The sequence below is a fragment of the Paraburkholderia bannensis genome (assembly GCF_014200455.1).
Lineage (GTDB): Bacteria > Pseudomonadota > Gammaproteobacteria > Burkholderiales > Burkholderiaceae > Paraburkholderia > Paraburkholderia bannensis_A.
On the sequence record NZ_JACHBW010000004.1, the window covers coordinates 230,804 to 244,674 of the forward strand.

14 protein-coding genes are annotated in these 13,871 nt (G+C 64.2%); 2 read left to right on the top strand and 12 right to left on the bottom strand.

The window, feature by feature from the left end; translation table 11 throughout:
- The first annotated feature begins 29 nt into the window (after positions 1 to 29).
- Positions 30 to 371: an FKBP-type peptidyl-prolyl cis-trans isomerase gene (locus F4827_RS08950; RefSeq protein WP_027816921.1), complete on the top strand. Its 342-nt coding sequence runs from the start codon at positions 30 to 32 to the stop codon at positions 369 to 371.
- An 83-nt stretch (positions 372 to 454) separates the two neighbouring features.
- Complete coding sequence (locus F4827_RS08955; protein WP_183723632.1) at positions 455 to 1,255, top strand: AraC family transcriptional regulator; 801 nt, start codon at positions 455 to 457, stop codon at positions 1,253 to 1,255.
- Positions 1,256 to 1,291: 36 nt separating this feature from the next.
- Here F4827_RS08955 and F4827_RS08960 read toward each other — a convergent pair whose 3' ends face one another.
- The 12 genes from F4827_RS08960 to truA form a co-directional block, all read right to left on the bottom strand.
- Positions 1,292 to 2,164: an MOSC domain-containing protein gene (locus F4827_RS08960; RefSeq protein WP_183723633.1), complete on the bottom strand. Its 873-nt coding sequence runs from the start codon at positions 2,162 to 2,164 to the stop codon at positions 1,292 to 1,294.
- Between the two features lie 45 nt (positions 2,165 to 2,209).
- Entirely contained in the window at positions 2,210 to 3,406 is a 1,197-nt protein-coding gene (locus tag F4827_RS08965) for an O-succinylhomoserine sulfhydrylase (RefSeq protein ID WP_183723634.1), read from the bottom strand.
- Between the two features lie 139 nt (positions 3,407 to 3,545).
- Entirely contained in the window at positions 3,546 to 5,090 is a 1,545-nt protein-coding gene (gene purF, locus F4827_RS08970) for an amidophosphoribosyltransferase (RefSeq protein WP_183723635.1), read from the bottom strand.
- 128 nt (positions 5,091 to 5,218) lie between these two features.
- Positions 5,219 to 5,713, bottom strand: a complete 495-nt coding sequence (locus tag F4827_RS08975; RefSeq protein ID WP_183723636.1) for a CvpA family protein — start codon at positions 5,711 to 5,713, stop codon at positions 5,219 to 5,221.
- A 7-nt stretch (positions 5,714 to 5,720) separates the two neighbouring features.
- Positions 5,721 to 6,635 carry an SPOR domain-containing protein gene (locus F4827_RS08980; RefSeq protein ID WP_183723637.1) on the bottom strand — a complete coding sequence of 305 codons (915 nt, stop codon included), beginning with the start codon at positions 6,633 to 6,635 and terminating at the stop codon, positions 5,721 to 5,723.
- A 49-nt stretch (positions 6,636 to 6,684) separates the two neighbouring features.
- Positions 6,685 to 7,995, bottom strand: coding sequence for a bifunctional tetrahydrofolate synthase/dihydrofolate synthase (gene folC / locus F4827_RS08985; protein ID WP_183723638.1), 1,311 nt, complete (start codon positions 7,993 to 7,995; stop codon positions 6,685 to 6,687).
- 182 nt (positions 7,996 to 8,177) lie between these two features.
- A complete protein-coding gene (gene accD, locus F4827_RS08990) occupies positions 8,178 to 9,050 on the bottom strand; it encodes an acetyl-CoA carboxylase, carboxyltransferase subunit beta (protein WP_183723745.1) in 873 nt (290 codons plus the stop codon).
- A 116-nt stretch (positions 9,051 to 9,166) separates the two neighbouring features.
- On the bottom strand, positions 9,167 to 9,982 hold the full coding sequence (gene trpA / locus F4827_RS08995; RefSeq protein WP_183723639.1) for a tryptophan synthase subunit alpha: 816 nt from the start codon (positions 9,980 to 9,982) through the stop codon (positions 9,167 to 9,169).
- A gap of 103 nt (positions 9,983 to 10,085) precedes the next feature.
- Positions 10,086 to 10,994 (bottom strand): site-specific DNA-methyltransferase, encoded by a 909-nt coding sequence (locus F4827_RS09000; RefSeq protein ID WP_183723640.1) that lies wholly within the window; start codon positions 10,992 to 10,994, stop codon positions 10,086 to 10,088.
- Between the two features lie 21 nt (positions 10,995 to 11,015).
- Entirely contained in the window at positions 11,016 to 12,209 is a 1,194-nt protein-coding gene (trpB, locus tag F4827_RS09005; RefSeq protein ID WP_183723641.1) for a tryptophan synthase subunit beta, read from the bottom strand.
- A 61-nt stretch (positions 12,210 to 12,270) separates the two neighbouring features.
- Entirely contained in the window at positions 12,271 to 12,951 is a 681-nt protein-coding gene (locus F4827_RS09010; RefSeq protein WP_183723642.1) for a phosphoribosylanthranilate isomerase, read from the bottom strand.
- Positions 12,952 to 13,060: 109 nt separating this feature from the next.
- A complete protein-coding gene (truA, locus tag F4827_RS09015) occupies positions 13,061 to 13,867 on the bottom strand; it encodes a tRNA pseudouridine(38-40) synthase TruA (RefSeq protein WP_183723643.1) in 807 nt (268 codons plus the stop codon).
- Positions 13,868 to 13,871 lie beyond the last annotated feature (4 nt).

Genomic DNA, 13,871 nt, shown 5'->3' on the forward strand with positions numbered 1-13,871 from the left:
TTTTATCCAATCCGATTCAGGAGTGTTCCATGTCTATCGTGACCACCGCATCCGGCCTCAAGTACGAGGACCTGACCGAAGGCACCGGCGCAGAAGCCACTGCCGGCCAGACCGTCAGCGTGCACTACACCGGCTGGCTGACGGACGGCCAGAAGTTCGATTCGAGCAAGGACCGCAATGACCCGTTCGCCTTCGTGCTGGGCGGCGGCATGGTCATCAAGGGCTGGGACGAAGGCGTCCAGGGCATGAAGGTTGGCGGCGTGCGCAAGCTGACGATCCCCCCGCAACTCGGCTACGGCGTGCGCGGCGCAGGCGGCGTGATTCCGCCGAACGCCACGCTCGTGTTCGAAGTCGAACTGCTCGGCGTCTGAATGCGTCAGCGCCCGTTTGCACGATAAGGCGGTCTTCGTGAGCGCCTCGTGCATGTTCGGGTCCGCTCCTCGCGCCGTTCGACATGAACCCGCATCACCACGCTCCCGTCCTCGCACCCGGCGTCGAATTGCGCCGCTATGGCGCGATCGAGGCCACCGATCTGCACGACTTTCACCAGATCGTGCTCGGGCTCGACGGGTCGATGGAGATGTCGGTCGACGGCGTGGGCGAGCGCATCGACGCATGTTCTGCCTGGCTGATTCCAGCCGGTGCGCGACACGATTACGTGGGTATCGGCGAGAACTGCCAGCTCGTGCTGGATCTGCCCGCCGCCTCGCTGGCGGTGCCCGAACGACTGTTTGATTCGGCGCGCGCCGTGCGCGTCGACCCGGCGCTCACCGTGCTCGTGCGCCAGATCGCTGCACGCGCAACGCTTGCGCAGCAAGACGCCGCTTCCGACCTGCGCGTGCGACGCTTCCATTGGGACGCTTCGGCACGTCTGTGCGCTGCCGTGATCGCGCAAAGCGGCATCGCTGACGATGCAAAGTTCACGGCTGCGGCCGGGCTCGATTTCGCGCGCATCGACCGCTGGTTGCGCGCACACCTCTCCGAACCGCTGCGTATCGCCGATCTCGCCGCGCATTGCGGCTTTGGCATGCGGCGCTTTCATCAGCTTTTTATCGAGGCATTCGGCGAGACGCCGCATCGCTATCTGCAACGTCTGCGGCTCGACACTTCGCTCGCGCTGCTTGCGGACCCGCGCCGCTCGCTCACACAGATCGCGCTGGAAGTGGGCTTCGGCGATCAGAGCGCCTATACCCACGCCTTTACGCGCCGCTTTGGGCTTGCGCCCGGACAGTGGCGCGCCGTGCCCTCGCACTGAGCGCAAGCAGCGCGCAGGCAACGCACGCGGCGCCGCTCATTCGAAGCGATATTCCCACTGCGCCTGCGCGCCCACGGCGAGCTGCCTGCCCGCGCCGCTCACCACGATCGCGTTCTGCCCGAAGGTCAGACCACCCTCCACGCGCGCGTCGGCGCGAAACGTCTGCAAGGTGTCGAGCGGCTCGCTCGGCCATTGCGCGTCGTGTTTGCCCGTCTGTTGATCGATGGTCGTGATCGGGCAACGCGAGCAAGGCTTGACGAAGCGCAGCACGACTTCGTCATGGCCCGCATCGCCTTCAATGGAAAGCGTATCGATAAAGTCTTCTTCGAACGCCTCACCCGCGTCGGCCACGACGATATTCGGACGAAACCGGCTCATTGGCACGGGCGATGCACCCTTTGCCGCCAGGCGCTCGTTGAGTTCCGCCAGCGACGATTCGCTCGTGACGAGGATCGGATAACCATCGGCGAATTGCGTGGGGACGTCTTCGTCCAGCGTCCACTTTTTGCTCGCCAGGCGCGTGACGTCCTGCGCGAAACGCACGAGACGCACCGGCACGCCCAGCGCGCGCGTGAACCAGTGCGCGGCCTGGTCGCCTTCGTCAAGCGCATCGAAGGTGTCCTTCCAGACCGTCACGCTCACGCGCGCTTCGTCGCCGCGCGGCTGGAACGGCAGCAATAGCGGCGCATCGATGCCATCCATCGTGAGTCGCACGCCGTCCTCCACGAAGGCCGGCACGATGCGCGCCATCGCCGCGTACTCGCGCTGCGAGACGAAGCGACCCGTTGCGTCCACAACCATCCAGTGCCGGTCCCAGCTCAGCCCTTGCGTATCGAGCTTCGCGCGATCGAGCGCGATGGCGCCGCACGACTTCACCGGATAGACGAACAGACCACGAATCACCGCCATGATGCACTCACTCCAGAAATAGAAAATGGCCTGAAACAAGGGCTTTTATTGCACACCGTCGAGCCCGCGAGCAAGATCTTTGCGCAGGTCCTGCGGATCTTCGAGACCCACCGCCAGCCGGATCAGCCCTTCGGTAATGCCCGCTTGCGCGCGCACCTCCGGCGCGAGACGGCCGTGCGTGGTGGTGGCCGGATGCGTGATGGTCGTGCGCGTATCGCCGAGATTGCCGGTGATCGAGCAGACCTTCGTGTGGTCAATCACTCGCCACGCGTTCGCGCGCTGCGCCTCGGGCGTCTCGCCCTTCAATTCGAACGAGACGATCGCGCCGCCCTTCTTCTGCTGGCGCATCGCCAGCGCGTGCTGCGGATGCGATTCGAGACCGGGATAGTGGACGCGCTTCACGGCCGGATGCGCTTCGAGCCAGCGCGCGATTTCCAGCGCGTTATCCGATTGTTTTTCCACGCGCAGCGAGAGCGTTTCCATGCCCTTGAGCAGCACCCACGCGTTGAATGCGGAAAGCGTCGGCCCCGCGCTGCGCACGAACGGAAACACCTTTTCCTGGATGAACTGCTTCGAGCCCACCAGCGCGCCGCCCAGCACGCGGCCCTGTCCGTCGAGAAACTTGGTGGCCGAATGCATCACCACATCCGCGCCAAATTTCAGCGGCTGTTGCAGCGCCGGGCTGCAAAAGCAGTTATCGACGACGAACAGCGCGCCCGCCGCTTTGGCGATCTTGCTGACCGCGGCGATATCGGCGATCTCGGTAAGCGGGTTCGAGGGTGTTTCGAGAAAAAACAGCTTTGTTTCAGGGCGCACGGCCTGCTGCCACGCGTCGAGATCGTGCGGATCGACGAAGGTGGTGGTGATGCCGAAACGCGGAAAAATCTGCGAAAACATCCCGAGCGTCGAGCCGAACAGACTGCGCGAGCTGACGATGTGATCGCCCTGCTGCAAGCTGGACATCACCACCGACATGATCGCCGCCATCCCCGAAGCCGTGGCCATGCAGGCTTCGCCGCCTTCGAGCGCGGCCAGCCGGTCCTGGAACATGGTGACGGTGGGATTGGTGAAACGCGCGTACGTGTAGCCGGTTTCCGAATTCGCGAAGCGTTCGGCCGCTTCGGCGGCGCTGCCGAAACAGAAGCTCGACGTCAGATAGAGCGCTTCCGAATGCTCGTTGAATTCGCTGCGCAGCGTGCCCGAGCGCACGGCCAGGGTGTCGAAGTTAAAGGTGTCGTCCATCTTGGTGTTCTCCGTGTCCTCAGCCATCATGCGTCAATTCAGTACGCTCAGGCGCAAAAAAGCCCGCTTTTGCGCTGGCAGAAAGCGGGCTTTCGAAATCGGCAGGAACGCGAGCAACGCGCCCGCGTTCGCCGGGGCATCACTCCACCGACAGTTGCAGGTGCAGTTGCGAACGCGTGCCGCCGTCCTGTGCATCGCTCGCAGCGTCGCGATCCGACTGCGATTGCGGTGCGAGACGTGCAGCCTCGATGTTATCGAGGTAGGCGCTGGTGATATCGCCGGTGATGTAGTCGCCGTCGAAGCACGAAGCCTCGAAGTCGCCCAGTTCCGGGTTGATATCGCGCACGGCCCTCTTGAGCGCGTCCACGTCCTGATAGACGAGGTAATCCGCGCCGATGATGCGCGCGACTTCTTCATCCGAGCGGCCATGCGCGACCAGTTCGCCACGCGTGGGCATGTCGATGCCGTACACGTTCGGGAATTTCACCGGCGGCGCGGCCGAGGCGAAGATCACCTTGGTGGCGCCCGCATCGCGCGCCATCTGCACGATTTCCTGCGAGGTGGTGCCGCGCACGATGGAGTCGTCGATGATCAGGACGTTCTTGCCCTTGAACTCGATGCCCATGGCGTTGAGCTTCTGGCGCACCGACTTCTTGCGCATCGCCTGGCCCGGCATGATGAAGGTGCGGCCCACGTAACGGTTCTTGAAGAAGCCTTCGCGGTATTCCACGCCCAGCTTGTTCGCCACCTGCATCGCCGCGGGACGCGACGAATCGGGGATCGGCATGACCACGTCGATCTTCACGTCGGGCAGTTCGCGCTGGATCTTCTCGGCGAGATAGTCGCCCATGCGCAGACGCGCGTTGTAGACCGGCACGCCGTCGAGCACAGAATCCGGACGCGCGAGGTACACGAGTTCGAAGATGCAGGGGTTGAGCCTGGGTGCCGTGGCGCACTGCTGCGCGTGGAACTTGCCTTCGAAGTCGATGAAGATCGCTTCGCCCGGACGCACGTCGCGCACGAACTCGAAACCGATGCCTTCGAGCGCCACCGATTCCGACGCCAGCATCCATTCCGTGCCTTCCGGCGTTTCGTTCTTGCCGATGCACAGCGGACGAATGCCGAACGGGTCGCGGAACGCCAGCAGACCGTGGCCGGCGATCAGCGAAACAATCGCGTACGAGCCGCGCAGACGGCGGTGCACACCCGACACCGCCGTGAAGAGCGTGGCCGGATCGAGTTCAAGACCCGTGGTGGCGAGCTGTACTTCGTGCGCGAGCACGTTGAGCAGCACTTCGGTGTCGGAGTTGGTGTTCACGTGGCGGCGATCCACGCGGAACATCTCTTCCTTGAGTTGTTGCCAGTTCGTGAGATTGCCGTTGTGAGCGAGCACGATGCCGAACGGCGCGTTCACGTAGAACGGCTGGGCTTCTTCTTCGCTCGACGCCGAGCCGGCGGTCGGGTAACGCACCTGGCCGATGCCGCTGGTGCCAGGCAGGCTACGCATGTTGCGCGTACGGAACACGTCGCGCACCATGCCGTTGGCCTTGTGCATATGGAACGTGCTGCCGTTCGCGGTGGCGATGCCGGCCGCGTCCTGACCACGATGCTGCAGGAGCAGCAGCGCGTCATAGAGGAGCTGGTTGACGGGAGAACGGGAAACTACGCCTACGATGCCGCACATGGCAGGTCCTTCAAAAAAGCGAAATCGGTAACGACGCGGTGACGGCGGCCGGCAGAGCCGGCGCGAAGCGCCGCGAAGGGGCAGAACTTGTCTTCGGGCCGGGCCTGCGTCACGCGATCAGCTTCTGATCAGACGTGAACGTAGGACGCGAGCGTCTCGGGCAACAGCGGTTTCAGTTCGTGCACGCCCTGCTCGGCATATGGCCGCAGCAGCGCCTTGCGCCAGAAGTCCTGCTGGGGCAGCTCGGTCAGTCCTGCGAGGACGACGAGAATCAGCACCAGCACGACGCCTCGCGCGAGCCCGAACAACATCCCTAGCGAGCGATCCACGCCCGACAGGCCGCTCACCTGCACCACCCGGCTGAGCACCGCATTACCCACGCCAGCGACCAGCACCACGGCGATCACGATCAGCGCGAAGGCAATCAGCCATTGCGTCAGCGCTCCGCCCGGCCAGTTGGCCGGAATGAAGGGCACCACGCGATCGACAAAGCGGCACCCCACGATGAACGCCGCGATCCAGCCGATCAGCCCGAAAATCTCGCCGATAAAGCCGCGCCACGCGCCTCGCAGCGCGGACAGACCAATCACTGCCATTACAGCGTAGTCGAAGGCCGTGAACATCGACGGCTTATTCGGCGTTGCCGTTCGAGCCGGACGCGAGGCCCGCGCCACGTACCTTCGCGATCGCCTCCGAGGCGGCCGCGCGGTCCGGGAACGGTCCCGCGCGCAACAGGGTGCGCGTGGAGCCGTCGGCATCCTTGCGTTGTTCGGTATATGCGGGTACGCCCGCCGCTTTCAACTTCGCCACCCAGCGATTGGCTGCGGCGTCGCTCGGGAACGCACCCAGCTGCACGGCAAAGCGCGCGCCAGGCGGCGTGGCGGGCGCGCCGTTGTCGCTGCGCTCGTTCGACGCGGTCGCGGTGGTCGCTTGAGCGGGTTTCGCAGCCGGCTGCGCGGGCTTCACGGCGGCCTTGGGCGCCTGGGCGGTTTGAGTCGATTGGGTTGCTTGCGACGCTTGAGCGGCCGGCGTCTGCGCCTGTGCGGCAGGCGCGGGTTTTGACGGCGCGGCTTGAGCCGATTGAGCCGATTTAGTCGATTGCGTGTTCTGGACGGGAGCCGCGCTGCTGGCGGCCGCCAGACCCGATGCACCAGGCGCCGCTTCCGGCGCGGCAGGATTATCGGGCGCGACGCCGGCTTGCGTGTCCTCGTCGTCATCGCGCGCGGCGTTCTTCGGCGCGGGATGGCTGGGGATGTCGATGGCGATGTCGTCGGTGACGGGCTTAGGATGCGAATCCAGCACCATCGGCAGGATCACGATGGCCGCCAGAACGAGCGCGATCGCGCCCACGAGGCGGCGGCGTGCGCGCTGCTTTTCCGGCAACGTGGGATCGAGGAGCATGGCCTCGGCATCGCGCGTGCGGTCCGGCCGGCGGCTGCGCCGCTCCACGCGCGTGTTCTGACTGCTCCGCCGGGTGGTGGAGCCCGCTTCGGCACCGCGTCGGCGGGGCGCGTCGTCTTTCTTGCCGAACGAGAAAATTCCCATGTATGGCTGCTTTTGGCCTGTGCGTGGCGGCTTGCAGGGTGCCGCGCGATCAGTGCTGCTGTGACTTCCGCCAGGCCATGACGCCGGCGACTGTCAGAAAACTCCCGAAAACAACGATTCTATCATTTTCGGTAGCTCGTTTTAGCGCATCTTGAAACGCCTCGGCGGGCGTTTCGTAGCGGGTGACGCTGCTGTCTTCGCCCTGTTCCACTCCGGCTTCACGCAGCACGTCTTCCAGTTCCTGCGCCGACGCCGCGCGCGGGCCCGGCAGGCCGGTCACGCACCAGTGGTCGATCTCGCCCTTCAGGTGGTTGATCACGCCCGCGACGTCCTTGTCGCGCATGGCGCCAAATACCGCGTACGTGTAGGGAAAATAGCCCATACTACCGAGATTTTGCCCCAACACCGCCGCTGCGTGCGGATTATGGCCGACGTCGAAAATGATCGCGGGCTTGCCCGGCAGCACCTGGAAGCGGCCCGGCAATTCGACATTGGCAAGGCCCAGACGGATGTCCTGCGCCGATACCGGCAGGCGGTCGCGCATCGATTCGAGCGCCGCCAGCGCCGCGGTCGTATTGATCAGCTGATTCGCGCCGCGCAGCGCCGGGTAGGCAAGCGCCGAACGGCGTTGCGTCGGGCCGACATAGCTCCATTGCTGACGTTCGTTGCCGGGTGCGCCTTCGTAGCGGAAATCGCGACCGAACAGCCACAGTTGCGCGCCGATCGCTTCTGCATGGTCGATCAGCGTTTGCGGCGGCTGCGGGTCCGAGCAGATCGCAGGCTTGCCCGCGCGGAAGATGCCGGCCTTCTCAAAGGCGATCTTCTCGCGCGTATCGCCGAGGTATTCGGTGTGATCGAGGTCGATGCTGGTGACCACGGCGCAATCGGCGTCGAGAATGTTCACCGCGTCCAGACGCCCGCCCAGACCCACTTCAAAGATCACCGCATCCAGCCCGCGCGAGGCGAACAGATGCATGATGGCGAGCGTGGTGAATTCGAAATACGTAAGCGACACCGGCGTGGCGAGCGAATTGCGCGCGGCTTCAACGGCCTCGAAGTGCGGCAGCAGATCGGCGTCGCTCGCCTGCTGGCCGTCGATGCGCGCACGCTCGTTGAACGACAGCAGATGCGGCGACGTATGGCAGCCGACGTGATAACCCGCCTTCAGCAGGATCGTTTCCAGAATCGCGCAGGTCGAGCCCTTCCCGTTGGTGCCGCCGACCGTGAAGATCGGGCAGGCGAACTGCAGATTCAATGCGTCCTTGACCTGGCTGATGCGGCCAAGGCCCATGTCGATGCCAACCGGATGCGCGGTTTCGAGATGCGTGAGCCACGCGTCGAGGGTGGGAAAGGTACTCATCGGGACGATTTCGGTTTAGCGGAAAGTGCAGCGGGACGGTGCGGCGCGCGAACAGATCAACGCCAGAACTCGGCATTATCGCGGAAATGACAACGCGCCGCTTGCTTTCGCTTGCGGCGCGTCTGACACGGCGCGGAATCATGAAGTTCCGCGCGTGATTTCACTACGGCGTGAGGCTGCGCTCAGGCAACCGCGTCGGCGGGCTGACGCTGCATGATCGCCATCAGCTGGGCGATTTCCTCGCGCAGCTTGCGGCGGTCGACGATCATGTCGATCGCGCCCTTCTGCAGCAGGAATTCCGAACGCTGGAAGCCTTCCGGCAGTTTCTCGCGCACCGTCTGCTCGATCACGCGCGGGCCGGCAAAGCCAATCAGCGCCTTCGGTTCGGCGATCACCACGTCGCCCAGGAACGCGAAACTTGCCGACACGCCGCCCATGGTCGGATCGGTCAGCACCGAGATAAACGGCAGTTTGGCTTCCGAGAGCTTGGTCAGCATGGCCGTGGTCTTGGCCATCTGCATGAGCGACAGCAAACTTTCCTGCATGCGCGCGCCGCCCGAAGCGGTGAAGCAGATGAACGGCACTTGCTGCTCGAGCGCGTTCTGCGCGCCGCGTGCGAAACGCTCGCCGACCACCGAACCCATCGAGCCGCCCATGAACGAGAACTCGAAGCAGGCGACCACGCAAGGTAGCGTGTGGATCGCGCCGCCCATGACGACCATGGCGTCGGTTTCGCCGGTGTCGTCCATGGCTTCCTTGATACGGTCCGGGTACTTGCGGCTGTCCTTGAACTTCAGCGCGTCGACCGGCACGATTTCCTGGCCGATTTCATAGCGGCCTTCCGGATCGAGCAGAGCATCCAGACGCTCGCGCGCATTGATGCGCATGTGGTGGTCGCACTTCGGGCAGACGTGGAGATTCGCTTCGACGTCGTTGCGGTACAGGACCGCTTCGCACTTGGGGCACTTGATCCACAGACCTTCCGGAATGCTCTTGCGGCTTTTCGGATCGGTTTGCTTGATCTTGGGCGGCAGCAGTTTATCGAGCCAGCTCATTGTTGTTTCTTCCTTCATCGTGATGCGCGGGCGCGGCGGCCGGGTTGATACGGCAGTCATTTCGACCGGGTTCCGACCCCGGCCGCGCATGGCGAAAACTGGATTTTACAGCAGTCTTATTGGGCGTTGGCCGAGACCGCATCCAGCGCCGCCCGAATGTCCGCCACAAACCGCGTGAGGGTATCCGCGGCGGTGTCGGGCGTGGCTTGCTGGAGCAACTGCACGATACGGCTGCCGATCACCACGCCATCGGACACTTCGGCCACGGCGGCGGCGGTTTGTGCGTCGCGGATACCGAAGCCCACGCCAACGGGCAGCGGCACGCGGGCCTTGATCGCCGGGATTTTACTCGCGATGCTCGCCACGTCCAGATTGGCCGCGCCCGTCACACCCTTGAGCGACACGTAATAGACGTAGCCACTGGCGATGCGGCCCACTGCGGCGATACGCTCGTCAGTCGAGGTGGGCGCGAGCAGGAAGATCGGGTCGATGTTGGCGGCCTTCATCTTTGCCGCGAATTGCGCCGATTCCTCGGGCGGATAATCGACCACCAGCACGCCGTCCACGCCCGCGTCCTGCGCAGCGGCCGCAAAGGCTTCGGCGCCGATGCGCTCGATCGGATTGGCGTAGCCCATCAGCACCACGGGCGTTTCGTTGTCCGTTTCGCGAAAGCGCTTGACGTCGGCCAGCACGCTCTTGAGCGTGACGCCCCTGGCGAGCGCGCGCTCGGACGACTGCTGGATCACCGGGCCGTCGGCCATCGGGTCGGAGAACGGCACACCCAGTTCGATCACGTCCGCGCCGCCAGCAGCGAGCGCATGCATGAACTCGACGGTGCGGACCGGATCGGGGTCGCCTGCCGTCATGAACGGGATCAGGGCTTTCTTGCCGGAGGCGGCGAGCGCCTCGAATTTGCTCTTGATGCGGGACATTTCAGGGTCCTCAGATTCGATTGCTACTGCGCGTCGGTCTCTGTTGCCGACAACACGTGGCGAACAAGCGACCAACAAGCGACGAACAAGCGGCGGCGACGCCTCAGGCGTCCGCCGCAACGCTCGCGAGGGCCGAAGGTGTGGCTTCCGCGGCCAGACTCACGCGTTCGCGCGCGATCGCACAGTAACTTTCATTGATTTCATAGCCGACGAATTCGCGCTTCTGACGCGCGCAGGCGACTGCCGTGGTGCCGCTGCCCATGAACGGGTCCAGCACGCGGCCGCCCGGCGGGCAGCTCGCGAGCACCATACGCTCGACGATTTCCAGGGGCTTCTGGGTCGGATGATCGACGCGTTCCGCGTGCTGGCGATGCAGCCGCGAAACCGACCAGACGTCCTTGGGGTTGTAGCCGAGCTCCAGCCACTTGCTGCCTTCAAACAACTTGCGCGAACGCGCCTTCTTCGTGGCGGCATCGTACGGGATGCGGACGGGATCGAGATCGAAGTAATAATCCTTCGACACCGCGAAGAAACCGATATTGTCATGCACCGAGGTAAAGCGGCGAGTCGTGCCGCCCATGCTGGGAACGCGACGATCCCAGACGATCTCGTTAATCATCGTCATTTTCGACTTCAGATAGACGAAAATCTCAGGCGCATACTGCCAGGTGCAAAACACGTAGAGCGAGCCGCTGGCTTTCAGTTTGGGAATTGCCAGATCGAGCCACTCGTAGGTCCAGGAGAGAAAGTTCTCGCCCGAACGCATGTCGGAGTCATTGCCGTAGTCCTTGCCGAGCCCATAAGGCGGATCGGCGACGATCAGGTCGATCGAGGCATCGGGCAAATTCGCCGCATCGGTCAGGAAATCGCGGTTCAAGAGCCGGATTGTGTCGGGCACCGTGGGCAGCACAGGTAACGCAAGCGCGCCCGCCGCCACGTCTTGTGCGGCGGGAATGCTCACAGTTTCACTCACGGGGGCCGGCATTCCCGGCTCGTCGAACTCGTCACGCATCGGTCGTATCGCTCCGGGCGCTCAGAACTGGATGCCCGATCGCTCGGCGACAGTGTGCATGTCCTTGTCGCCGCGGCCAGACAAGTTCACCAGCAGAACCTTGTCCTTGGGCAGCGTCGGCGCGAGCTTCGCCGCGTACGCGAGCGCATGGCTCGATTCGAGCGCGGGAATGATGCCTTCGATACGGCAGCAGTCGTGGAACGCCTTGAGCGCTTCCTCGTCGTCGACGGTGACGTACTGCGCGCGGCCGCTGTCCTTGAGCCATGCGTGTTCGGGACCGACGCCCGGATAGTCGAGGCCCGCCGACACCGAATGCGTTTCGATGATCTGGCCGTTCTCGTCCTGCAGCAGATACGTGCGGTTGCCGTGCAGCACGCCCGGCGTGCCGGCCGCCAGCGAGGCGGCGTGACGGCCTGTCTCCATGCCGTCGCCGGCCGGTTCAACACCGATCAATTGCACCGAACTATCGTCGATATACGGGTAAAAGATGCCCATCGCGTTCGAACCGCCGCCCACGCAGGCGATCACGGCATCCGGTTGACGACCCGTGATTTCGGGCATCTGTACGCGGCATTCGTCGCCGATCACGCGCTGGAAGTCGCGCACCATCATGGGGTACGGGTGCGGGCCCGCCACCGTGCCGATGATGTAGAAGGTGTTTTCGACGTTGGTGACCCAGTCGCGCATCGCTTCGTTGAGCGCGTCCTTGAGCGTGCGCGAGCCGGATTCGACCGGCACCACCGTCGCGCCCAGCAGTTTCATGCGGTAGACGTTGGCGGCCTGGCGGCGCACGTCTTCCACACCCATGTAGACGACGCATTCCATGCCGAAGCGCGCGGCAATGGTGGCCGTGGCCACGCCGTGCTGGCCCGCGCCGGTTTCCGCGATCACGCGCGGCTTGCCCATGCGGCGGGCGAGCAGCGCCTGACCGATCACGTTGTTGATCTTGTGGGCGCCCGTATGGTTCAGGTCTTCGCGCTTGAGATAGATCTGCGCGCCGCCCACCATTTCGCTCCAGCGCTGCGCGTGATAGATCGGCGACGGACGGCCGACAAAATGCTTCAACTCGCGCTGATATTCAGCGACGAATTCGGGATCGTCCTTGAACTTCGCGTAAGCCACGCGCAGTTCCTCGATCGCCTGCATCAGGGTTTCGGCAGCAAACACGCCGCCATATTGGCCGAAATGGCCACGTTCATCTGGCAAATTGTACATAAGTCACTCGCTCGGCCAACCGCGCATCCTGCTGTGTGCAAGGGCTGGTTGACCCAAGAATTTATCCCGCGTCCGCTTCGCGCACCGCGCGTACGAACGCCGCCATACGGGCGTGATCCTTCACGCCCTTCGCGCCCGGAACTTCGATGCCACTGGAGACATCGACAGCGAACGGACGCACCTGGCGAATCGCATCACCGACGTTTTGCGCGTTCAAGCCACCACTCAAAACGGCCTGACGCGCGAGCCCTGCGGGGATAAGTGACCAATCGAAGACCTTCCCGCCACCGCCGTAACCATCGACATGGGTGTCGAACAGCAGGCCGCTGGCTGATGAATAACTATTCGCCGATTCTATCAAATCGGCCCGTTGAGTATCCGCCGCCACTCGCAGCGCCCGCAACCAGGGCAAACCGGCAACGGCCGCCAGCGCCTCGCACTGGCGCGGCGTCTCGTCGCCGTGGAACTGCAAAAGCGTGAGCGAGACGTTGCTGGCGACTTCGCTGATCCATTGCGGCGTGGCGTTCACGAACAGCCCGACCACCGAAACGAACGGCGGAATATCGTGCGTCAGCTCGACGGCCTGCGCCACGCTCACCGAGCGTGCGCTGGGCGGGTAGAACACGAGGCCGATGGCGTCCGCGCCGAGGTCGATCGCGTGCGCGACCGCTTCGGGCGTCGAAAGCCCACAGAGCTTGATGCGGGTACGATGCCCGGCGACGGTTTGCTCGGCTGACGTCATGGCTGGCGACTCGAATTTATCGGGTTGATTCGTGTTGATTGATAGCGCAATCAGGGAAATTCGGCGCAACTAGCGGGCACATAGCCACGCAAAGGCGCCAAATCGCGTATCAGGCTGGCTCGACCGCCCAGACCGTGCTCCACGGCACGCTGGCCGTATGCGCAGCGGGAACGGCGAACTCGTCAGGATAACCTACCTGGGCGAGATACAGGCCGTCGGGCATGAAGGTCGGCGCGGCCTTGCCGCGATCGAGCCCCGCCAGCACTTCGGCCATCCACGCCGCCGGATAGCGCCCACGCCCTACCGCCACGAGGCAACCCATCAGGTTGCGCACCATGTGATGCAGGAAGGCGTTGGCGCGAAAGCGAAAGTGGATGAAATCGCCCTGCGGCCGGATATCGATCTGGTAGAGATGCTTGACCGGCGTTTTCGACTGGCACTCCGACGACCGGAACGCCGAAAAGTCATGCTCTCCGATCAGACATTGAGCGGCCTCGCGCATCGCATCGACGTCGAGCGGCGTGTGGATCCACCCCGCGCGGCCCGACAGCATCGGCGAACGCACCGGGTTCACGTAGAGCACGTAGTAATAGGTGCGCTCGAAGGCCGCGAAGCGCGCGTGGAACGCGTCGGGCATCGGCTTGGCCCATTGCACTGCGACCGTCGAGGGCAGAAAGGCGTTGGTGCCGCGCACCCACGAAAACGGCGTGCGGTCGAGATCGGTATCGAAATGGACGACCTGACCGAGGCCATGCACGCCCGTGTCGGTGCGCCCCGCCACCACCGTGGACAAGGGCACGGTGGCGAACTCGCGCAGGGCGCGTTCGAGCGCATCCTGCACGGTCTTGCCGTGCGGCTGCGATTGCCAGCCGCAGAACGCGGCCCCGTCGTACTGGACTCCTAGCGCGATACGCATACGT

Excerpts from the sequence above, each read along its gene's own strand:
- F4827_RS08950 (WP_027816921.1), top strand. The coding sequence starts at position 30 with ATGTCTATCGTGACCACCGCATCCGGCCTCAAGTACGAGGACCTGACC.
- F4827_RS08955 (WP_183723632.1), top strand. The coding sequence starts at position 455 with ATGAACCCGCATCACCACGCTCCCGTCCTCGCACCCGGCGTCGAATTG.
- F4827_RS08960 (WP_183723633.1), bottom strand. The coding sequence starts at position 2,164 with ATGGCGGTGATTCGTGGTCTGTTCGTCTATCCGGTGAAGTCGTGCGGC.
- F4827_RS08965 (WP_183723634.1), bottom strand. The coding sequence starts at position 3,406 with ATGGACGACACCTTTAACTTCGACACCCTGGCCGTGCGCTCGGGCACG.
- purF (WP_183723635.1), bottom strand. The coding sequence starts at position 5,090 with ATGTGCGGCATCGTAGGCGTAGTTTCCCGTTCTCCCGTCAACCAGCTC.
- F4827_RS08975 (WP_183723636.1), bottom strand. The coding sequence starts at position 5,713 with ATGTTCACGGCCTTCGACTACGCTGTAATGGCAGTGATTGGTCTGTCC.
- F4827_RS08980 (WP_183723637.1), bottom strand. The coding sequence starts at position 6,635 with ATGGGAATTTTCTCGTTCGGCAAGAAAGACGACGCGCCCCGCCGACGC.
- folC (WP_183723638.1), bottom strand. The coding sequence starts at position 7,995 with ATGAGTACCTTTCCCACCCTCGACGCGTGGCTCACGCATCTCGAAACC.
- accD (WP_183723745.1), bottom strand. The coding sequence starts at position 9,050 with ATGAGCTGGCTCGATAAACTGCTGCCGCCCAAGATCAAGCAAACCGAT.
- trpA (WP_183723639.1), bottom strand. The coding sequence starts at position 9,982 with ATGTCCCGCATCAAGAGCAAATTCGAGGCGCTCGCCGCCTCCGGCAAG.
- F4827_RS09000 (WP_183723640.1), bottom strand. The coding sequence starts at position 10,994 with ATGCGTGACGAGTTCGACGAGCCGGGAATGCCGGCCCCCGTGAGTGAA.
- trpB (WP_183723641.1), bottom strand. The coding sequence starts at position 12,209 with ATGTACAATTTGCCAGATGAACGTGGCCATTTCGGCCAATATGGCGGC.
- F4827_RS09010 (WP_183723642.1), bottom strand. The coding sequence starts at position 12,951 with ATGACGTCAGCCGAGCAAACCGTCGCCGGGCATCGTACCCGCATCAAG.
- truA (WP_183723643.1), bottom strand. The coding sequence starts at position 13,867 with ATGCGTATCGCGCTAGGAGTCCAGTACGACGGGGCCGCGTTCTGCGGC.